We start from the raw sequence: 19,893 nt of genomic DNA, 5'->3' as shown, positions 1-19,893 counted from the left end.
AATAGGGTGTCCACTAAACGAGGGTAACCTCAGGTCTTTGACGGCGGGATCGGCCGAGCGCTCCTGGGGACCGTTCTTATTTTCGTGCCGGGTGCCTTGCTCACGCTCGCCGCTTTGCATCTGTGGACGCGCTGGAATCATCTTGGTTGGCTGCGCGGCGCGTTCACCGCCATCAATGCAGCCGTGGTCGGCCTGCTCATCGCGGCGCTGTGGGACCCCATTATCACCCACGGGGTTACGGGGTGGGCTTCGGTGCTTATCGCTGTCAGCGCAGGTGTAGCACTACTGTGCAAAGCCCCGCCGTGGACGGTCGCCGTGGGCGCCGCACTGGCGGGATTCGTGCTGCTTTAGAACAGGGACAAACGCGTCGAGTGGTAGACGCTGCCATAGGGCGCATCGAGACGCACCCAGCGCCCCTTGCCCGCCACGCGCAAGTGACGGGGGATCTTGAGTGATGCGGCAAACCCCGGAATGAGGCCGAGGCTGGTGCAGGCGAAGATCATCCGCATGGGAATCTCCACCTGTGCCTCCGAGTTCTCTACGGTGAGCACGGTCTGATTCAACAAGCTCTGTGGTGGGCCCATCGGTCCAGAGAACTGGCGGGCCAGCTGGCGGCCCTTATCGGCGAGCTCGCGAACGACGTCTACCGGCAAGGAATCGATTTCACGAAACCCCTGCGCCGGCGGTAACGCGCCTGGCCACGATGGATCGCGCGCAGGCCCCAGCGAAAGCTCCACACCGTCCTCCGCAAGGACAGGGTCGGGGGCGGTGTGGAGGGCGTCGGCAAGCGCTTGCGCGGACACCACTGCCCCATCGCGGCCCACGGTGCCTCCGCACCGCCGCGCCACAACGACATCGAAGGGCGTCGTGACAAAGACCTCGACCTGGTTGGCGTCATGCTGGCGCAGACGCACCGAAGCTGAGGCATCGAGCCCCGTCGCGCGGGCGAGGAGGGCACGCAGCCCTCCCCCACCGCTACGCACCCGGAGAGTTTCACTCTCCATGATCGCGCTGCTCATCGAGCTCGACGACGGCGTGTTCCAGGATGATGTTGCGCTCCTCCTCAGAGACCTCGCGCGGCATCTGTGTACCCGGGTCGATGGCGACCTGCACGCAGTCGATGACGCAGGCCACCTGACCCTGGGCATCCTTAATCTTTTGGCGGGTGGTGAAGGAAGTAGTGCCAAGACGCACCACCGTGGTTTCCACCGTGACCGTACCGTGCTGTCCATCCCATTTAATGGGGCGGACATAGTCCGCGTCGATGTGGCGAACGAATGCCACCATGTTGACGCCGCGGGCGTAGAAGTTGTGCATGGCAAAGGCCAAGCGCGCCTCCTGCGCCAGCTCGATGAAATTGGAGTTCATCATGTGGCCGTACATGTCGAAGTCCGACCAGCGCACACCTACGGTGAGCGCATGGACATTGTCCGTGGCCTTTTCCGACACAACCTTCTGAGCGGACATTCCAGGATCCTTTCGGAGTTCTTCCTTTGGACGCTAGGGCTAGACGGCCCTAGCGGCTGAGCTTGCGGTGGGTAACGCGAGACGGGCGGGCAGCTTCCTCACCGAGGCGCTCAACCTTGTTCTTCTCGTAGTCACCGAAGTTGCCCTCGAACCAGAACCACTGACCTTCTGCCACGTTGCCCTCCCAGGCCAGGATGTGGGTACAGGTGCGGTCGAGGAACCAGCGGTCGTGAGAAATAACCACGGCACAGCCGGGGAACTTCTCCAGGGCGTTTTCCAGCGAGCCCAGGGTTTCCACGTCCAAGTCGTTCGTCGGCTCATCGAGGAGGATCAGGTTGCCGCCCTCTTTAAGGGTCAGGGCCAGGTTCAAGCGGTTGCGCTCACCGCCGGAGAGAACCTTGGAAGGCTTCTGCTGATCGGCACCCTTGAAACCGAAAGCGGAGAGGTAGGCGCGGGACGGCATTTCGTTCTGACCGACGTGAATGTAATCCAGCCCGTCGGAGACAACCTCCCACACGGTGGCCTCGGGGTCGATGTTCTCGCGGCCCTGGTCGACATAGGACAGCTTGACGGTCTCGCCAACGTCCACGCTGCCGGAATCCGGCTGCTCCAGACCCACGATGGTCTTGAACAGCGTGGACTTACCCACACCGTTCGGGCCGATCACGCCGACAATGCCGTTGCGCGGCAGGGTGAAGGACAAGTCCTTGATGAGCACGCGATCATCGAAGCCCTTGGTCAGGTTCTTGACCTCTACCACCTTGTTGCCCAGGCGCGGCGGGGTCGGAATCTGGATCTCCTCGAAGTCCAGCTTCTTGTACTTCTCGGCCTCCGCAGCCATCTCCTCGTAGCGCTGGAGACGGGCCTTGTTCTTGGCCTGGCGGGCCTTCGCACCGGAGCGAACCCATGCGAGCTCGTCCTTGAGGCGCTTCTGCAGCTTCTTGTCTTTGGCGCCGGCAATTTCCAGACGCTCAGCCTTCTTCTCCAGGTAGGTGGAGTAGTTGCCCTCGTAGGGGTAGAGCTTGCCGCGATCAACCTCACAGATCCAGCCCGCGACGTGGTCGAGGAAGTAACGGTCGTGGGTCACGGCCAGGACCGCACCCGGGTAAGACTCGAGGTGCTTCTCCAGCCACTGGACAGACTCGGCGTCCAGGTGGTTCGTGGGCTCGTCGAGCAGCAGCAGGTCGGGCTCACTCAGCAGCAGCTTGGCCAGCGCGACGCGGCGGCGCTCGCCACCGGAGAGGTTGGTTACCGGGGCATCGGACGGCGGGCAGCGCAGTGCTTCCATAGCCTGCTCGATCTTGGAATCAACCTCCCAGGCATCGGCGGCGTCGAGCTCCTCCTGCAGCTTGCCCATTTCCTCCATGAGCTCGTCGGAGTAATTGGTGGCCATCTCCTCCGCGATCTCCTCGAAGCGCTGCTTCTTCTGGAAGATCTCCCCGAGGCCCTCTTCGACGTTTTCGCGGACCGTCTTCTCCTCATTGAGCGGTGGCTCCTGGAGGAGGATGCCGACCGTCTTGCCTGGATCAAGGAAAGCCTCACCGTTGGAAGGCTGATCAAGGCCGGCCATGATCTTCAGGATCGAGGACTTACCTGCACCGTTGGGGCCCACGACGCCAATCTTGGCGCCCGGGTAGAAAGCCATGGTGACGTTATCCAAAATAACCTTGTCACCGATGGCCTTACGCACGTTTTTCATCGTGTAGATGAATTCGCCCATGTTTCACCCTTTGCTTCTGTCAGGATTGGTAAATAACAGTACAAAGACTACATCACATGGGCGGCGGTGGTCCTCTGTCCTTAGACCATCGCGTCCTCAGGTTCCGGTTCGACGTGTGACTCGGCCGCGGACTGCGCTTGCTGACGGTCCGCCGCGGTGTCCTGCGGAGTATCTCCCGACTGCAGGGCAGCCGGCATTGCTTCATTCTCCGTGGCGCTGGGTGGCGCCGTGTAATCTACGTCCGGCACCGGTGGATTCTCCCCCAGCCAGAGGGCTTCACTGCCCTCCTCGCCGTAGGAGGTGCCAATTTTGGTGGAGGTAATGCAGAAGCGGTTGAGGTCGAGCCCCACGTGCGCAATCTTGATATAGGTCCTAGAACGCGTCGCTCCGCGCTGATCCTCCCACCGATCCGTGACGATGGAGCCCATAACAAAGACCGGCATGCCCTTAAACAGGGACTTCTTGACGTTGATGGCGCACTGGCCCCACACCTCGCCGTCGATATAGTTGAGGTCCAGCTCTCGCCACACCGTCTTGCCTTCTTCATCCTTTTCCGGAACGCTGCGGGAGGAGGCAAAGCGCAGGCGGGCCTTGTACATGGTGTCGCTAATCTTGGTCAGGTGCGGGTCGTGGGTCAGACGCCCAGTGAGTGAGATTGGGTATTGAGACATTGCGTGATTCCTTTGCCATGTGTGGTTGGTGATCTTCTTGAGTGTGAGGAAGCAATACGCCTCCCTTACCTCGCATCATCGCCACCGATCACCGCACCCGCAATAGCGTCACCGCGAACCTGTGGATAACTTGTTGAAAGACTCAACAAAATATCCATTCGCACAGTTCAAAGACCCTTTTCGAACCCCCAAGGTGGGCCCACTCACGCTAGTGCTGGCGGAAGCTGGAATCGTCGCCTTCGTTCATCTGCTTGAGCATGGCGTTGTAGCTTGCCAAGTCGGCATCGCCGTCAACATCCGCCTTAGCATCGTGGCGGCGAGCAGTGGCGCGATCCTCTCGCAGCCAATCCAGGAATAGTGAACCAAACACGATCACCAGCGGGAACTGGCCAAAGCCCCACGAAATGCCACCGCCGGTCCGCTGATCCGTGACAAAGTCCGGGTTCCACGGCAGGTTCAAGGATTCATAGAAATCCAAGCCCAGAATAACCTGCATCTGCATGAGGTAGACACCGGCGAACAGGTGCAGAGGCATCGACACAAACAGGATAAGCAGGCGAACGCCAGTGGGCGCGCGCCATGGCAACGGATCCGGGCCAATAACCTCCCAGTAGTAGATGTAGCCGGAAATCAGGAAGACCCAGTTCATGATGACATGCCCGGCATGTTCCGAAATGGCAACCTCGTAGAAGCTCGGAAAGAGGTAGAGCACGTAGAGAATGGCCAGAAACTGCAGGACGTTGACCGCCGGATGCGTCAGGATGCGCAGCGTGGTGGATTTGGTGAGGGCAACGGCGGCGTCGTGAAGCGTGGGCTTGCCCGGCTCGCCCGGTTCAAACGCCTCCATGACCAAGGTCACTGGGGCACCCAACACGAGGCAAAGCGGAATCGCCATGGACAAAATCATGTGCACCAGCATGTGCATGGAGTACAGCGCCGGCATGTACAGACCAATACCGTTGCTCATGATGATGGTCATGCCCAACGAGCCCAACAGGAACCAGGTCGTGCGCCCCGCCGACCACGTCAGCCCGCGCTGCTTCAGGCGCCACAACGCATAGAGATAGAAACCGGCCAGCACGAGGCCGAGCGAGCCAAACATGAGGTCGAAGCGGAACATGGTCCACACGTTGGTGAACGTGGGGGCGTCGAAAAGCTCGTAGCCCACCAGAATCTGCATGGCATTAAGGTTCGGGTCGCGCGGCGGTGGCGGCGGCGTGCGCCCCATCGAGATGGCAACTCCAACGGTGGCCGCCATGATGAGGACCTCCACCACGGCCACCCTGATGAACAGGCGCGGGGCGTTCGTCAGCTGCGGGATGGTGACGCGACGGTGCACAAACCCAATAGCCGCCAACACCACCGTGAGCACCGCTTTGCTCAACACCAGCAGACCATAGCGGGTAGTAAAGAGATCTCCCAGCTCAACCCGAATCAGCGCGTTGACCACGCCCGTGGCAGTCAGCCCCAGAATGGCTAGGAGGGCAAGCGTGGAATAGCGGCGCACGGCAACGCCCATATCCGGACCAAGACGGCGGCCGTGCGCGATGAGCCCCATGAGCCCACCAACCCACAGCATGATGAAGAACAGGTGCAAGAGCAGTGAGTTCGTGCCGTAGTCATGGTCGCCGCCAGAGGCCGAGTGCCCCTCCATCCCGAGGGGCACGGTGAGCAACAGCGACAAGAAGAACGTACCGACCTGTCCCGCCCACGTCCGCGCAACAAACCCCGCCACGGCGACGATCGCTGCGATCCCCGCGGTGAGGAGCCAGACTTGCGACGCCGCAATCTGGCCCACCGCCATGCCCATCAGCTCCGGGTTAAGAACCTGGCGCAACGGAGTACCAGTGAGATCCGACATGACGAGGGGAACCTCGAGCAAGGACACCACCGCGGCCCCCACAGCGGCCCAGGCACCGGTCCGCGCAGCGATGTGCCCGTCGACGGTGAGGCGCGCCTTGATCAAACGCTCGTTGTCCTTATCTGGCACGGCCGGGTAAATCAAGAATGCGCTGGACATGAATGAGCCGATGGACAGGGCCATCAGCATCCAGGCGACGGCACGGAAGAAGGGCAAACCAAAGGTCGTGACGCGCCCCGGGTCCGGGATACCGAGGGCAGCGAGCGAATCTGCAAGGAAGAACAGGGAAATGATCCCGCCCACGAGACCAGCGAAGACGACGAAAGAAAGATTCAACAAACGGGAGGGCCGCGCTCCCGACGCCGAGTGCGCCAGCCCCGGCGAGTACTGTGAGCTGGTGTTTTCCTTCTCAGTGTGCATGGTGGGCAGTCTACCGCCACACATGTTCTCTTACCTAAAAGGTAGACAACTCTCAGCTTTCGGGTAGTCTTCACTTATGGACTCACGCCAGCTTCATCACTTTCGAACCGTCGTGGACCACGGTTCGTTTACGCAGGCCGCGGAATCGCTGCAGCTCACGCAACCTTCCCTGAGCCTTACCGTGCGCAAACTCGAAAAAGATCTCAACGTGAAGCTGCTCTCCCGCGGGCGCGGCGGAGTCCAAACAACGGAGGCTGGGGATTACCTCTATGGTGTCGCGACCTCGATCGATTCCCTCCTCAACACCGCTGCCGTGCGCCTAGCCGAGATTGCGTCGGGCAGTGCCGGGTCAGTCACACTGTGCTCCGCGCCCGAGTTCAATTGGCTGTATATGCCGGCGGTTCTGCGCCGCATGCGGCAACGCGCGCCAGAGGTAAGTGTTTCCTTAAAGGACTTAGAACCTACCTCCACGCTCAAGCAGGTCCTGGATGGCTCCGTGGAGATCGGCATCATCCTCACCACCAACCCACAGCGGTTCCGCCAAGACTACGGCACACAGCTCACCATTGACTGCGCCGCCGAGATGGACCTGCGCGTCGCACTCCCCCAACGCCTGGCGGACCTACCCGACCCCGTCCAGCTCTCCGATCTTGCCGCCGAAACGTGGCTCCTGCCGCCGCGCTGTCCGGAGCTCAGCAGCCTGCCCGAAGTGTTGGACCAGGTATGGGCCGCGGCCCCGCTCAGCAAACCTATGGGTGTCCAGGAAATTTCCACGCTGCAAACAGGCTTGCCGCTCGTTGCCGGCGACTATGGCATCAGCCTCATGCCGCACACCGCGCAGGCCTTGGGCCAAAGCGGCGTTCATTTCCGCCGCGTTGCGGAAACGCTGCCTACTATGCAGGCGCTTCTCATCCACCGTACGGACCGTGCATTGAGCCCGGCAGCGCGCACGTTGGTCTCCACCCTCCTCAGCACCAGCACCGAATCAACGCCAGCAGTAGCCCGATAGTCTGACTTCGCTCTCCGGTGCGTTATGATGGCTCGGTACGCCTCCATAGCTCAGTGGATTAGAGCAGTGGGTTTCTACCCCATGTGTCGCGGGTTCGAATCCTGCTGGGGGCACGCAGTTCAGAGCCACTTTTTGAGATTTGCCATAACGTCAAAAAGTGGCCTTTAGGCACCTTTTGGGCACACTCCTATGGACATTACTCTCGCCACTTTTGACTACGCCCCGGAATCCGCGCTGCGCGGACTGCGTTTCAGTAACGCCTGGGTGCCGTCGCCAAGCTATGCGGAATCGCGCCGCGGGGTGCTCACCGGACAGTACCCGCAGCGCGGCGCCACCACCCGCATCACGGAGATTTTCGCGGCCGCCGGCTTCGAGGTCCGAGAAGATGCCCTCCCCGCGTCCTCACCGGTCTTTCGCCTCCTCGAGCAGCCAAAACCCCAGCTGCTGGGTGACCTGGAGGGCGTCGTGGCGGTCTGCTCCCTACAGGGCGAGAAGTCCGCGATGTCCCTCCTATGGCCCGGCGTAGCGGAGTCTGGGGTCTGCGCAGAGCTCGTCTCCCCTCTCGACCTAGCGCCCACGCTCGCGGCAATCGCGGGGCTGGATGTGCGCCCCAACGCCCCGCTGTCCTTCGACGGTCTCAATCTGGTTCCGGTGCTCCGCTACGGCGCCTCCGGGCACGCAGCACTCTTCTTCGACAACGGCGTACGTATGCAGGACGCCGTGCTTGTCGACGCCTCCGCCACCCCGCCCAGCGCCTTGCCGCGTCTGCAGGAGGAGTGGGAAACGTGGAAGAGGTTTATGGCTTTAGGCCCGCTGCAGTAGCTACTCCACCGGGATAACAACCCAGAGGATGAGATAGAGCAGGATTCCTGAGAAGCCCAGCAGAGTCGCAACAACGAAGAGAATGCGCACCAGGGTCGGATCGAGGTTGTAGGTCTGTGCGATGCCGCCGCAGACGCCGCCGAGCATCGTGTCAGTAGTGGAACGAGTTAAACGTTGGTTGGTCATGATGTCTCCTTTCGCTTTCTATTATCCAGAGTTGGGGCCGAGGAGACATCAGTATTTACCCTGATTTAAACCCTGAGTGCTCTACGCTGGGTGGAGACTTCCCACCCCTGAGAGAAAGGACGCCGTTTCATGGCTCACTCCCCTGGGCTGCCCGCCCCTACCCGCTCCTCGTATGCACTGCTGACTGGTGCCAGCCAGGGCATTGGCGCTGCGATGGCCAGAGATTTGGCTGCTCGCGGCTACAACGTCATTCTCGTTGCCCGCCGCGAAGAAGTCCTCGAATCCATCGCTGCGGACCTACGCTCCCGTCACGAGGTTGATGCCATTGCGCTGGCTGCGGATCTCTCCGAGGCGGCGGACGTTGACCGCGTTATCGAGTTCATGGCGGGCAAGGAAATCTCCATCATCGTCAACTCGGCGGGCATCGCCAGCTTTGGCAAGTTCATGGATCAGGACTGGGATTATGAAACCCGGCAGTTCGATCTCAACGGCAAGGCCGTTCACCGTCTGACCCGTGCCGCACTGGAGCAGATGCTGCCGCGGCGCAGCGGCGCTATTTGTAACGTGGGCTCGGCTGCGGGCAACGTCTCCATTCCGAACAACGCCACCTATGTTTTCACCAAGGCAGGTGTCAATGCCTTTACTGAGGCCCTGCACTATGAGCTCAAGGGCTCGGGCGTGACCTGCACTCTGCTGGCTCCTGGCCCAGTGCGCGATGCTGTTATTCCCGAGGAGGAGCAGTCCATCGTGGATAAGGTCGTCCCGGACTTCTTGTGGACCACCTACGAGTCCTGCTCCGAAGAAACCCTCGAGGCCATGGCCCGCAACCAGCGGCGCGTAGTCCCCGGCCCGCTCTCCAAGGTGATGAACGCGTTGGGCAAGATTGTGCCGACCCCGATTGTTGCGCCGATCATCGGCAGCTTCTATTCCAAGATGGCCTAAAACACGCCAAAGCCCGCGCTCCGTTTCAAGGAGCGCGGGCTTTGCTTTACTTACCTTGGAGCGGAGAGTCCTGCGCGATGGCCTTCTGCGCGGCCTCCTGGCGGGCAAGCTTGCGTTCTACCCAGAAATCAGCGTTCTGGATACCCAGCGCCTCTGGGTCGAACTGCGGATCCTTGCCAGCAGCCTTCTGTGCGCTGTAGTCCTTAAGGCACTTGAGAGCCGGAACCTGCAGGAAAAGGATGGCAATGATGTTGAGCCAGGCCGTTGCGCCAACACCGATATCACCCAGCGCCCAGGCAGCGCCTGGAGTTGTCGTAGCACCGATAACCACGGACACCACGAGGAGAATGCGCAGGAGCCAAACCAGTGCGCGACGGGTGGTCTTGTTGCTAATCCACCGGTTGAAGTAGGTCAGGTTGACCTCTGCCATGTAGTAGTAGGCCAAGACGGTGGTGAAGGCAAAGAACGCGATGGCGATGGCAATGAAGCTCGGTCCGAAACCTGCCAACAGGGTGTCTAGGCCGTGCTGGACAAAGCCCGGACCCACCTCAACACCATCCGGGATAGAACCGGCATAACGCACGGGACCGTCCTCAGATTCGCCCTCGAAGACCTTGTACATGTCCGTGGAGATGATGATGAAGGCGGTTGCGGAGCATACGAAGAGGGTATCGATGTACACCGCGAAAGCCTGGACGAAACCCTGCTTCGCTGGGTGGGACACTTCCGCGGCCGCAGCAGACTGCGGACCGGTACCCTGGCCTGCCTCGTTAGAGTAGATGCCTCGCTTCACGCCCCACATGATGGCCGAACCCAACAGGCCAGAGAAGGCCTGCTCGGCGCCGAAAGCAGACTTAAAGATCATGCCGAAGACCTCAGGGATCTGGTTAAAGTTCATGATCAGAATGATGATGGCAAAGAGAATGTAGGCAGCCGCCATGAACGGAACCACGAGGGACGCGAAGTTCGCGATGCGCTTGACGCCACCGATAATGATGATGGCCAGAATTCCGCCCAGAACCAGCGCAGACCAACCAACTTCGATGCCCCACGCGTTCTGGACTGCCGCAGCCACACCGTTAGCCTGAATTCCCGGCAGGAAGTAGCTGGTAGCCAGGATCATCGCAATGGCGAAGACGATGCCGTAGACCACCATGAACGGGCCAGCCTTGGTGTGTTTGTAGGCCTTCTCGATGTAGTAGGCCGGGCCGCCGCGGTACTCACCAGTGTCCTGGTCCTTCTCCTTGTAGACCTGCGCCAAGGTACATTCCACGAACGACGTTGCGGAACCCAGCAGCGCCACCGCCCACATCCAGAACACAGCGCCTGGGCCGCCGAACGCAATAGCCGTAGCAACGCCGGAGATGTTGCCCACGCCGACACGGCCGGCCAAGGAAATCATGAGCGACTGGAAGGACGAGACACCCGAATCGGAGCTCTCACCATCCTTCAGCTGCTTAATCATGTCCGGAATGCAGCGTACCTGCAGGAACTTGGTCGCCAAAGTGAAATAGATTCCCGCGCCGAGACACAGGAAGACCAGTGCTGGTGACCAGATTAGAGCATTGAGGGTATCGAGAAAGGTTGACATCGGTAGGTTACCGTCCTTCGCTATATGTGAGTGCCATCACGTTAAAGGCTGTCCTAATAATGTCCCATCGACTGAGGCTTTCGTGAGCAAAATCATAAAAAAGTTGAGAATGCCCCCTCTCGCAACCCGGGCAATCGCCACAAAACCCCAGTTCACATCGTTCAAGAAGCTTTTTACCGCCCGAGTCTTCGCTCTACCCCCACTTACCCCCATCCCAACACCTACCGAACCGCTACCAAGGAGAAACTATGGTGGAACCCATGAGTGATATCCCCGCTAAGAATGACCGCCTTGTCTGGATCGATCTGGAAATGACCGGACTGGAACCACAGCGCCACGTCATCGTGGAAGTTGCCGCCGTGATAACCGACGCCGAGCTGAACATCCTTGACGAAGGCATCGACCTCGTCGTGCACGCCACGGAGGAGCAGCTCGCGGAGATGGACGACTTCGTCACCACAATGCACGCAAACTCCGGGCTGGACAAGGAAATTCGGGAATCCACGCTCACGATCGAAGAAGCAGAGGAAGCAGTACTGAAACTCGTCGAGAAGCACTGCGATCCGAACCACCCTGCACCCTTGGCGGGAAATTCCATCGCTACGGACCGCGCCTTCATCCGCGCCTACATGCCACGTCTGGATACCGCGCTGCACTACCGAATGATTGATGTTTCCACCATTAAAGAGCTCGCCCGCCGCTGGCACCCGCGGGCTTATTACAACCAGCCGGATAAGGGAATGGCACACCGGGCACTGCAGGACATTATCGAGTCCATCCGCGAGCTCGATTTTTACCGCCGCAGCGTTTTCCGCACCGACGACGGCCCCTCCTCCACGGAAGCCGAGGAACTGAAGGCCGCTACAACCACCGATTACCAGGCGTTTTTGTAAAACCGACGACGTGGGTTAACCTGTATCTCGTTGCTTTCGGGCAACGATGGTGGCTGTAGTTCAGCTGGTAGAGCACCAGGTTGTGATCCTGGGTGTCGCGGGTTCGAGCCCCGTCAGCCACCCCGAACAAACCCCGCATTGTGCTTGAGCAGGATGCGGGGTTAACTTTTTGCGCCAATCCTCGGGCTCAGAGCCACTCCCCACTCCCCACGCCGCGCACGGCGGCCTGCACCGCGAAGCCCGCAACCAACCCTAGCCTTAGATATTTTAGCCTTACCTAATTACATAGTGTGTAGGCTTATATCCGCACAGCAACTCAAGTATTCCGAAGGACAGTGATAACAATGGCTGCCCAAACTAAAGAAGTAGCGCCGAAGCGCAAGCCCCGCAAGGCACATGAAGCAACCGTGACTGGTCGTCACCAGGTCTCTCCGGACTTGGTTCGGTTGAGCATGAACTCCCCGGCTTTTGTGGGCAAAGAGCTGGAGTTTACGGATCACTACATCAAGCTGTTGTTCGTGCCACAAAGCGCTGACTACTCTTGGCCGTTTGATGTCCAACAGATTCGTGAAGAGCAGCCGCGTGATAAACACCCGATTCTCCGCACCTATACCCTGATCAACCTGAACCCGGAAACCGGGGACTTCGACGTTGACTTTGTCACCCACGGTGATTCCGGCTTGGCCGGTCCATGGGCACGAGTAGCTGAGGTCGGAGAGAAGATCGGTTTCCTCGGCCCAGGTGGCGCGTGGGGACCCACCGAAGAGTATGCGCACTTTGTGTTCGCCGGCGATGAATCCGCGGCACCGGCCATCAGTGCCGGCTTGAAGCGTCTCCCCGAAGGCGCGACTGCAACTGCATACATCGAGATCGCGGCCGAAGACCGCACGTTTGAACTCCCCACCCGCGAGGGCGTGGAGGTCATCTGGGTGGTCCGCAATGGCGCTACCCCCGGTACTGAGCTATCCCGCGTGGTGCGCGAAGCTGGTATCCCCACGGGGAAGACAACCAGCTGGTTCATTCACGGTGTCGCCGAGATGATCAAAGAACTGCGTCGCTTCCTTTTCGTTGAATCTGGAATTCCCAAGGAAGACGTTTCTATCTCTGGCTACTGGCGCATCGGCATGACTGAGGACCAGTGGCAGGCCTCCAAGCGCGAATTCAACGCCGAAATTGAAGCCGAAGAAGACAAGGCCAAAGCCTAAATCTCGCTCGCACGTTAGACTGCGGCAATGATCGATTTCACCGCCTCCGCAGACATCGTCGCTCCCCAACTGCTGGGAATGGTGCTGACACACAACGGCGTCTCCATTCGCATCACAGAGGTGGAGGCCTACCTCGGCTCAGGCGATGAGGCCTCGCACACCTTTAACGGACGTACCCCACGCAACGCCGCCATGTTCGGTCCGCCCGGCCGCCTCTACGTCTATGTGTCCTACGGCATCCACCGGAACGGCAATATCGTTTGTGCACCCGAAGGGACCGGCGAGGGCTGCCTACTCCGAGCGGGCGAAGTAGTCGATGGTGTAGACCTCGCCTACCAGCGGAGGGGCGACACGGAGTTTCATAATCTCGCCCGCGGCCCTGGCAATGTGGGCAAGGCCCTTGGTTTCAGCATCGAGGACAACGGCACGCCCGTCCTCCTCAGCGATCGCGAAAGGGAGCCCGAGTGGGTTCGCGGGCCGCGCATCGGAATCTCCAAGAACCAAGACGCAGCCTTACGCTTTTGGATTCCCTTCGATAAGACGGTGTCGCGACGCCGCGGTCTCCCCCGCTAGTTCTTATTGGAGGGACATGGGGGCGAACCGCCCCATGCCTCACCCAACTACGCCAAGGCTGCTCGCACCAACTCTGCTGCTTGGGACGGGGTCTTTCCTACCTTTACACCGGCGGCCTCCAGTGCTGCCTTCTTTCCTTCTGCCGTACCGGAACCGCCCGAGACGATGGCACCGGCGTGGCCCATCGTCTTACCCTCTGGTGCGGTAAATCCAGCAATGTAGGCAATGACCGGCTTCGTCACATGGTCCTTGATATAAGCCGCAGCGTGCTCTTCTGCGTCGCCGCCAATCTCACCGATCATGATGATTGCCTCGGTGTCCGGGTCATTCTGGAATGCCTCGATCGCAGAAATATGCGTCGTACCGATGATCGGGTCACCACCGATTCCCACGCACGTGCTAAAGCCGATGTCAGAGAGCTCGTACATCATCTGGTACGTCAACGTGCCCGACTTCGACACCAAGCCAATCTTTCCCGGGTTCGGAGCGGTCTCCGCCGGGATAATGCCCGCATTGGATTCACCCGGCGTGTACAGCCCTGGGCAATTGGGGCCGATGATGCGCGTCTTGGACTCTCGCCCCAACGCATAGAGCTCCGCAGTGTCCTTCACGGGGATTCCCTCGGTGATGATCACGACGAGCTCAATGCCAGCGCGGATCGCCTCCTCCGCCGCATCCTTGGTGAACTTTGCCGGCACGAAGATGACGGTGACGTTAGCGCCTGTCGCCTGCATAGCCTCGCGCACGCTGCCAAACACAGGGATCTCGCGCCCATCAATGTCCACGCGTTCGCCTGCCTTGCGCGGGTTGACGCCACCTACGATGTTGGACCCGGACGCCAGCATGCGGCGCGTGTGCTTCATGCCTTCCGAACCCGTCATGCCCTGCACAATGATCCGCGAGTCTTTGTTGAGAAAAATCGACATATCTACTCCTAGTTCGCCAGCTCAGCAGCCCTGCGGGCAGCAGCATCCATGGTTTCAACCTGCTCCAGTTTGGGCAGGTGTGCGTCATTAAGAATCGAGCGTCCCAGCTCGGCATTATTGCCGTCGAGGCGCACCACGAGCGGCTTGGGTTCGATCCCCTCAGAATCCAAAATCTTGTACGCCTGCACGATGCCCTTGGCAACCTCGTCGCACGCGGTAATGCCACCGAAGACGTTAACGAAGACAGATTTCACTTGCGGGTCGCTGAGAATCACCTCAAGCCCGTTAGCCATCACTTCCGCATTGGCACCACCGCCGATATCGAGGAAGTTCGCGGGCTTCGGCTGCGATGCAAGATCCTCGCCGGCGTAGGCCACGACGTCGAGCGTTGACATCACCAAGCCAGCGCCGTTGCCGATGACACCCACCGAACCATCGAGCTTGACATAGTTCAACCCCATCTTCTGCGCCTTGAGCTCCAGCGGGTCGGTCGCACCGTGGTCCTGCAGGTCGCGGTGCTCGGGGTGGCGGAACTGCGCGTTATCATCCAGCGTGACCTTGCCATCGAGCGCAATAATTTCGCCGCTTGACGTCTTGACCAGCGGATTAACTTCCACCAGCGTGGCGTCTTCCTCGGTATAGACCGTGTAAAGCTTCTTGAACACGGGCACGAGCTTGGCGACGTCCCCCTCATCAAACCCCGCCTCATATGCCATGTCCCTAGCGAGGGTGTCCGTCATGCCGTCGAGCGGGGAGAAGCTTCGCTTAATCAGGGCATCTGGGCGCTCCTCGGCCAGCTTTTCAATCTCCACGCCACCTTCCTTGGAGAGCATGGCCAGGTAACGGCGCTTGGTGCGGTCGAGGAGGATCGAGAAGTAGTATTCCTCAGCGATGTCTGCGCCTTCTGCCACCATCACCTTGCGCACGGTGTGGCCCTTGATTTTCAGGCCCAGGATCTCGTTGGCCTTCTCCGCGGCTTCCGCGGGGCTGTGCGCTAGCTTGACTCCCCCGGCTTTGCCGCGCCCACCGGTTTTGATTTGTGCCTTGACCACAACCACCGGCGTGCCCAGCTTCGTGGCTGCTTCCTCAGCCTGCACGGCCGAGGTCGCAACAATGCCCTTCAGGGTGGGAACCCCATGAGCTTCAAAGAGGTCTCGAGCTTGGTACTCGTAGAGATCCACTTCTGCCTCCATCTTTGCAGTGAATAACTAGTTCTCCACAAGATTCACCAAAACAGAGACGTGATGCAAACCACTTAACATTCGCGCCTGCGCAGTGCTTCACAAAGTGCGCGGGCATGACGCAACGCCGCCCGTTGCAAGGCCACAGTATGCCAATAGCGAATTAACTGACTTCACTTTCGGGGGCACCCTAGACGGTAACCCTAGGCAACGCTGTCAATAATCGCGGCCAATTCCTTCGATGCGCTCTTCATGTCTTCCACGTCCTTCGCATCACCCATCGAGTGCCGGAACATGTAGTTAACCACTTCCGCATTACCCACGGTGGTCACGCAAAAGAACTGCCGCAGGTCCGCCTCCGGGTGCTTCGCGCAGGCAAAGTAGCGGCCACCCTCAGTGAAGTCGAGGTCCTCAAAAGGTTTGACCTCTTCGCCGTTCTCTCGCTCCTGACGCTGATAGTCCTCGGCAATGAACGAGCGCACGTCTCGCGCGGCCTGCTCATTGTCCTGTGGACAGGGGTCAGTTTCTTTCTCATCTAGATAGCTGGAACCGACCATAAACTGCAGCCCATCCGCCTGATAGAAGCGCCCCCAGCCATCAGGCTCACCCGCGTCATATGTGGGGTCGTGCGCCAGGCCAGCGAATTCCTCCGGCATCGCCTCCAACAGCGCCGGGACATCGAATTCAGTCGCGCACGTACCTTCCTCAGCTGGAGCGGCAGCGCTAACGCTTGATACAAACGGGCTTGCACTTTCGCTTTCCTCATGCGTGCTACCGCCTTCCGAGGAGCACGCCACCAACGCCAACGGCGCTAGTAGCACTATCGCAGCTCGCTTATACCAGTTCATCCGGGGCCCTTTCCTTGGCAGTTTTTCCGCAAGACTACCCCGGCAATCAACCGGGCTACTGGTTAGCGGTAGCGTTCCCCGCAGACCACGTCTCCCAGTCCATGTTCCAATCCCCCAGGCCGTCGAGCGGGCTCAACACGCCACCGCCGGTGTTGGAAACCCTCACGATATCGCCGCGCTTGACCGTGTTTTGGAACCACTGAGCAGCCTCAGTAGTCACGTTGATGCAGCCGTGGGACTGGTTGTAACTGCCCATCGCACCCACAGCCCAGGGCGCCGCGTGGACATAGATTCCGGAGTAAGACATCTGGGTCGCCCACTGAACGTCGGTCTTATAACCGCCGGCGTCGAGAGCCAGGCCAAAGGTAGTCGAGTCCATAGTGAGGGACGGGTACTGGTCACCGATGATGTAGGCGCCATTCGGGGTGTCCCACTGGCCATCCCTGCCCATCGACACCGGAATGCGGCGCAGCACCTCGCCATTCTTGAACACCGACATCATCTTCGTGTTGTTATCGACCAGCGTGATGACGCGGTCACCGATAGTGAAGTTGGTGGAGGCATCCTCGCCGCCGTAAACACCGCCGCCGAGGTTGCGACCGTACAGGTCGACGTCGACAGTCACTTTCGTGCCCGGCTCCCAGTAGTTCTGCGGGCGCCAGCGCACCTCCTGGTTATTTACCCAGTAGAACGCCCCCTCAACGGCAGGCTCGGTCTTGACCGTGATGGCCTTCTCGGCCGCCTTGCGGTCGGTGACGTAGTTGCCGAAACGCACGCCGATAACCTGGCCCACTCCTACTTCGGAGTCCGGCAGCGGGCTCAACGCCACCTCAGACACCGCCGCGGCCTGCGGGGTAGTGAAGGTGATGGTCTTGTGGGTGCCATCCTTGTCTGTGGCATCGATGGTGTAGGTGCGGTTGTAGCCCAAAACTTCGGCACTCTTCCACGTGGTCGAATCACTCGACAGCTCGTCCTCCACCACTTTGCCAGCCTCGTTGGTCATCGTCACCGACTTCAGGCCCGCAGGAGAAGTGACCTCGACCGGTTCGGAAGGATCGACATCACTAGCACCGTCTTTGACAGAGAACTGTAGTTGCTTCGCCTTAGCGGCTGCCGACGCCGACGCATCCGCCGCCGCACTCACTTGGGCGTCTGCCTCAGAGTGGCTATCGGCCGGGCTGGAGTTCTCGACCCCGCCAATGGTGCAGGCGGTCAGAAGGGAGGCAGTCGCAATGAGACTCGAGAGAAGCACTGCGGGACGTGCAGAAGGGAATAGAGAGTGCACACAAACCCCTAGCTCATAAAAGGACGAACAAGGACAAGAGTGCACTAAGCCTAACTGCCTGCACGGCCTTCTCACTAGTTAGCGCCACCGCCCTTAACCGTTTCGTTACCGGTCTTCCCCACTCCCACATTCCACGCTTTCAAAGAAGAGAAAAGTAGCCGCTACCTAAGGAGCTCAAAAACCTTTATTCACCTGGCGATTTTACCTTTTCAGGAAGAGGGTGTTAAAGTTACATCTCGTTGCACGGCAGGCACTGAGGAAATCAGAGCCAGCTAGGTAAACACCAGCGCCATTAGCTCAATTGGCAGAGCAACTGACTCTTAATCAGTGGGTTCGGGGTTCGATTCCCTGATGGCGCACAGTTTAACCCCCTTCACCAGCATCTACAGTGAAGGGGGTTTCGTTTACAAGTCACACGAACCAGTATCTATCCCGCACTTTGAGTAGGCGCGAACAACTCAAGCACGTCCGTATGGTCACCAGCATCAGCCGCACGCCGCACGTAGTACCGCCCCGTAATCGCCGGGGAGGCGTGCCCCAACTGTCGCGCCGCCTCTTCAACACCAGAGACCTCTTCAATGGCCGTCGCCACCGACGAACGAAAAGACTTCAGCTTCACATGAGAATAGGTTTCGCCCCGCGCATCACGGAACTTTGAACGAACATTAACAATGTCTAGAAACCCGCCCTTCGTGTTCGGAAACACCAGCACACTTTCGGCATTGACTACGCGCTCAATCAGCATGTCGCGAAACCAGTTCGGCAGCGACACCACACGGTACCCCGCCTTCGTCTTCGTGTACCCCTGACGAACCAGTTTCCCGTCCTGGCGCACAATCGCCCCCGTGAGCGTCACACGCGCCTTAGGAGTCGCATTAAGGTCAATGTCCGACCATTGGAGCGCTAACACCTCTGAAGGACGAAACCCCGTCGCCATGAGCGCGCCAACGATACCCACTAGGTCAACTCTCTTATACGGGGTTTGCCACGCCTGAACGTTCTGCCAAATGGCCTGTATCTCAGGGAGGGTCAACGCTACAGGCTCTTCGTCTTCACGGTCTTTAGCCCTAAGCTTCACACCATAAGTAGGGTTCATTGGCCACACGTTGACACCGTGCATTGCCGTCACGTCATAAGCACGTGAGAGAAGCACTTTCGAGAGCTTCGCATTAGCAGGCGCACGCTCTGACAGCTTCATTAACCAGTTCACGATAATTGGCTGAGTGCATTCGGCAATGGGCAGCCGCCCAATAGCCCTATCCCCCTGTTTGCCTGAAAAGAGCGGCAGGATTCTTTCGTAGGTGTTTACCGATTGAACGCGGAGTTTACGGTTACCCACCGTGCCATCTCGCATAGCTTTAAGGGTTAGCTCGAGAAGCTCGAGAAGGGGCGTATCGCCGTCAATGATGGCCCCAGCGTTTTCGTACACACGGACACGGGCATTCGCTTCAAGGGCAGCGGCAGCTTCGTCTTTCGTGCCCCCTGTTGCTTGCAGCTCGAGCCGTTTATCCGCAAACGTTCTGACGTAGCCATGAGCGCGCCACCGTCGTGGGCCAATCTTCTCGTATCTAATCGTTCCGAGTTGACCTACAGGGAGTTTCCTTCGTGGCATGAGTGTTTCGCCTTTTCCGTTTCGTTGGGTCATGAACGGAACTAGCAGTTAGGACACCAGCCTCACGGGCACGTCGAACTAGTTGCTGGCCGGTAGCCGTGGATACTTGAAACGCTTCTCCCACGCTCTTAGTAGGCGGCAGGCCCCGCAACAGTGCACCTTCGTAGATTCGCTTTACCCACTCCAGTACCAGGTCCCTATCGCCCCACGGCCATTGCGCACGAACTTCGTCCGGTACTTGAAGCGCCTCTTTCTTGTCCCTCGCTTCTATCAGGTCTTCGTTGAAGGGCTTGAGGTAGAGGTTAGCGATCATTCTGCCTAGCCGTTTGAGGGGAACGGCCCTTAGGTCTTTGGAGGTTACGCCACCTTCGCTACTAATCAGCACGCTATCAACAACGTAGTAGATAACGGGGAGATCGACAGAGTTGAGAACTTCTACTGAGTCGCCTTCAGGATGAAGTTCCTCTGTGAAGCGCAGTTTCATCTGAACTGTCTTCGTTCCGTCCGTAAAGACGAACGTTTCAGAAACAGTTCCTGGCTGGCCTACTAGCAGGCCTTTTTCAACGTCACCTAGATCCAAAGTGCCAAATGCACGCTCAAATCTCCATTGACCCATGCGCGCTAGTGTCCCACTATTCAGTTCCTTTGCGCAAGAGATATTAACTTATATCGCTTGCACGA

20 protein-coding genes and 3 tRNA genes are annotated in these 19,893 nt (G+C 59.4%); 10 read left to right on the top strand and 13 right to left on the bottom strand.

Features of this window, described 5'->3' with window-relative positions; genetic code table 11:
* Positions 1 to 48: 48 nt before the first annotated feature.
* Positions 49 to 351: a chromate transporter gene (locus HMPREF2932_RS07535; protein ID WP_083306492.1), complete on the top strand. Its 303-nt coding sequence runs from the start codon at positions 49 to 51 to the stop codon at positions 349 to 351.
* On the opposite strand, the gene HMPREF2932_RS07530 is transcribed toward HMPREF2932_RS07535, so the two are convergent.
* The 5 genes from HMPREF2932_RS07530 to HMPREF2932_RS07510 form a co-directional block, all read right to left on the bottom strand.
* Positions 348 to 1,004, bottom strand: coding sequence for a DUF8185 domain-containing protein (locus HMPREF2932_RS07530; protein WP_071409931.1), 657 nt, complete (start codon positions 1,002 to 1,004; stop codon positions 348 to 350). The two genes, HMPREF2932_RS07535 and HMPREF2932_RS07530, sit on opposite strands and share 4 nt — an antisense overlap.
* Entirely contained in the window at positions 994 to 1,467 is a 474-nt protein-coding gene (locus HMPREF2932_RS07525) for an acyl-CoA thioesterase (protein WP_071409930.1), read from the bottom strand. The genes HMPREF2932_RS07530 and HMPREF2932_RS07525 overlap by 11 nt, the downstream gene beginning before the upstream one ends.
* A gap of 49 nt (positions 1,468 to 1,516) precedes the next feature.
* Positions 1,517 to 3,187, bottom strand: a complete 1,671-nt coding sequence (gene ettA, locus HMPREF2932_RS07520) for an energy-dependent translational throttle protein EttA (protein ID WP_070516054.1) — start codon at positions 3,185 to 3,187, stop codon at positions 1,517 to 1,519.
* Between the two features lie 80 nt (positions 3,188 to 3,267).
* Positions 3,268 to 3,858: a single-stranded DNA-binding protein gene (locus HMPREF2932_RS07515; RefSeq protein ID WP_049155822.1), complete on the bottom strand. Its 591-nt coding sequence runs from the start codon at positions 3,856 to 3,858 to the stop codon at positions 3,268 to 3,270.
* A 208-nt stretch (positions 3,859 to 4,066) separates the two neighbouring features.
* Positions 4,067 to 6,139 carry a bifunctional copper resistance protein CopD/cytochrome c oxidase assembly protein gene (locus HMPREF2932_RS07510; protein ID WP_071409929.1) on the bottom strand — a complete coding sequence of 691 codons (2,073 nt, stop codon included), beginning with the start codon at positions 6,137 to 6,139 and terminating at the stop codon, positions 4,067 to 4,069.
* 76 nt (positions 6,140 to 6,215) lie between these two features.
* On the opposite strand from HMPREF2932_RS07510, the gene HMPREF2932_RS07505 reads away from it, so the two are divergent.
* The 3 genes from HMPREF2932_RS07505 (at position 6,216) to HMPREF2932_RS07495 (ending at position 7,970) form a co-directional block, all read left to right on the top strand.
* Positions 6,216 to 7,148, top strand: coding sequence for a LysR family transcriptional regulator (locus HMPREF2932_RS07505; RefSeq protein ID WP_070679998.1), 933 nt, complete (start codon positions 6,216 to 6,218; stop codon positions 7,146 to 7,148).
* Between the two features lie 39 nt (positions 7,149 to 7,187).
* Positions 7,188 to 7,261 (top strand) — tRNA-Arg (locus tag HMPREF2932_RS07500).
* A gap of 76 nt (positions 7,262 to 7,337) precedes the next feature.
* Positions 7,338 to 7,970, top strand: coding sequence for a hypothetical protein (locus HMPREF2932_RS07495; protein WP_071409928.1), 633 nt, complete (start codon positions 7,338 to 7,340; stop codon positions 7,968 to 7,970).
* Here HMPREF2932_RS07495 and HMPREF2932_RS07490 read toward each other — a convergent pair whose 3' ends face one another.
* Entirely contained in the window at positions 7,971 to 8,156 is a 186-nt protein-coding gene (locus tag HMPREF2932_RS07490; protein WP_046647333.1) for a PspC domain-containing protein, read from the bottom strand.
* A gap of 129 nt (positions 8,157 to 8,285) precedes the next feature.
* On the opposite strand from HMPREF2932_RS07490, the gene cmrA reads away from it, so the two are divergent.
* Complete coding sequence (gene cmrA, locus HMPREF2932_RS07485) at positions 8,286 to 9,098, top strand: mycolate reductase (RefSeq protein WP_071409927.1); 813 nt, start codon at positions 8,286 to 8,288, stop codon at positions 9,096 to 9,098.
* A gap of 46 nt (positions 9,099 to 9,144) precedes the next feature.
* On the opposite strand, the gene HMPREF2932_RS07480 is transcribed toward cmrA, so the two are convergent.
* Entirely contained in the window at positions 9,145 to 10,689 is a 1,545-nt protein-coding gene (locus HMPREF2932_RS07480) for an alanine/glycine:cation symporter family protein (RefSeq protein WP_071409926.1), read from the bottom strand.
* Between the two features lie 260 nt (positions 10,690 to 10,949).
* On the opposite strand from HMPREF2932_RS07480, the gene orn reads away from it, so the two are divergent.
* The 4 genes from orn (at position 10,950) to HMPREF2932_RS07460 (ending at position 13,360) form a co-directional block, all read left to right on the top strand.
* Positions 10,950 to 11,582 (top strand): oligoribonuclease, encoded by a 633-nt coding sequence (orn, locus tag HMPREF2932_RS07475; RefSeq protein ID WP_070516132.1) that lies wholly within the window; start codon positions 10,950 to 10,952, stop codon positions 11,580 to 11,582.
* A 49-nt stretch (positions 11,583 to 11,631) separates the two neighbouring features.
* A tRNA-His gene (locus HMPREF2932_RS07470) sits at positions 11,632 to 11,704 on the top strand.
* A 222-nt stretch (positions 11,705 to 11,926) separates the two neighbouring features.
* Positions 11,927 to 12,787 (top strand): siderophore-interacting protein, encoded by an 861-nt coding sequence (locus tag HMPREF2932_RS07465; protein ID WP_049155805.1) that lies wholly within the window; start codon positions 11,927 to 11,929, stop codon positions 12,785 to 12,787.
* 27 nt (positions 12,788 to 12,814) lie between these two features.
* Positions 12,815 to 13,360: a DNA-3-methyladenine glycosylase gene (locus HMPREF2932_RS07460; RefSeq protein ID WP_046647337.1), complete on the top strand. Its 546-nt coding sequence runs from the start codon at positions 12,815 to 12,817 to the stop codon at positions 13,358 to 13,360.
* Positions 13,361 to 13,407: 47 nt separating this feature from the next.
* Here HMPREF2932_RS07460 and sucD read toward each other — a convergent pair whose 3' ends face one another.
* From sucD to HMPREF2932_RS07440, 4 genes are all read right to left on the bottom strand, one after another.
* Positions 13,408 to 14,286, bottom strand: a complete 879-nt coding sequence (gene sucD / locus HMPREF2932_RS07455; protein ID WP_070509719.1) for a succinate--CoA ligase subunit alpha — start codon at positions 14,284 to 14,286, stop codon at positions 13,408 to 13,410.
* Positions 14,287 to 14,294: 8 nt separating this feature from the next.
* Entirely contained in the window at positions 14,295 to 15,467 is a 1,173-nt protein-coding gene (gene sucC / locus HMPREF2932_RS07450) for an ADP-forming succinate--CoA ligase subunit beta (RefSeq protein WP_175973599.1), read from the bottom strand.
* Between the two features lie 203 nt (positions 15,468 to 15,670).
* Positions 15,671 to 16,315 (bottom strand): hypothetical protein, encoded by a 645-nt coding sequence (locus HMPREF2932_RS07445; protein WP_046647341.1) that lies wholly within the window; start codon positions 16,313 to 16,315, stop codon positions 15,671 to 15,673.
* A gap of 55 nt (positions 16,316 to 16,370) precedes the next feature.
* Positions 16,371 to 17,600 (bottom strand): L,D-transpeptidase, encoded by a 1,230-nt coding sequence (locus HMPREF2932_RS07440; protein WP_049155797.1) that lies wholly within the window; start codon positions 17,598 to 17,600, stop codon positions 16,371 to 16,373.
* A 286-nt stretch (positions 17,601 to 17,886) separates the two neighbouring features.
* Here HMPREF2932_RS07440 and HMPREF2932_RS07435 point away from each other — a divergent pair.
* Positions 17,887 to 17,959 (top strand) — tRNA-Lys (locus HMPREF2932_RS07435).
* Positions 17,960 to 18,027: 68 nt separating this feature from the next.
* Here HMPREF2932_RS07435 and HMPREF2932_RS07430 read toward each other — a convergent pair.
* Positions 18,028 to 19,212, bottom strand: a complete 1,185-nt coding sequence (locus tag HMPREF2932_RS07430) for a tyrosine-type recombinase/integrase (RefSeq protein ID WP_071409925.1) — start codon at positions 19,210 to 19,212, stop codon at positions 18,028 to 18,030.
* Complete coding sequence (locus tag HMPREF2932_RS07425) at positions 19,169 to 19,828, bottom strand: hypothetical protein (protein ID WP_071409924.1); 660 nt, start codon at positions 19,826 to 19,828, stop codon at positions 19,169 to 19,171. Before HMPREF2932_RS07425 ends, HMPREF2932_RS07430 begins: the two co-directional genes overlap by 44 nt.
* Between the last annotated feature and the right edge of the window lie 65 nt (positions 19,829 to 19,893).

Source organism: Corynebacterium sp. HMSC074H12 (assembly GCF_001813755.1).
GTDB classification, from domain to species: domain Bacteria; phylum Actinomycetota; class Actinomycetes; order Mycobacteriales; family Mycobacteriaceae; genus Corynebacterium; species Corynebacterium hiratae.
The sequence above is the reverse complement of the archived record's forward strand: the minus strand, read 5'-3'. Positions and strand labels throughout refer to the sequence as shown.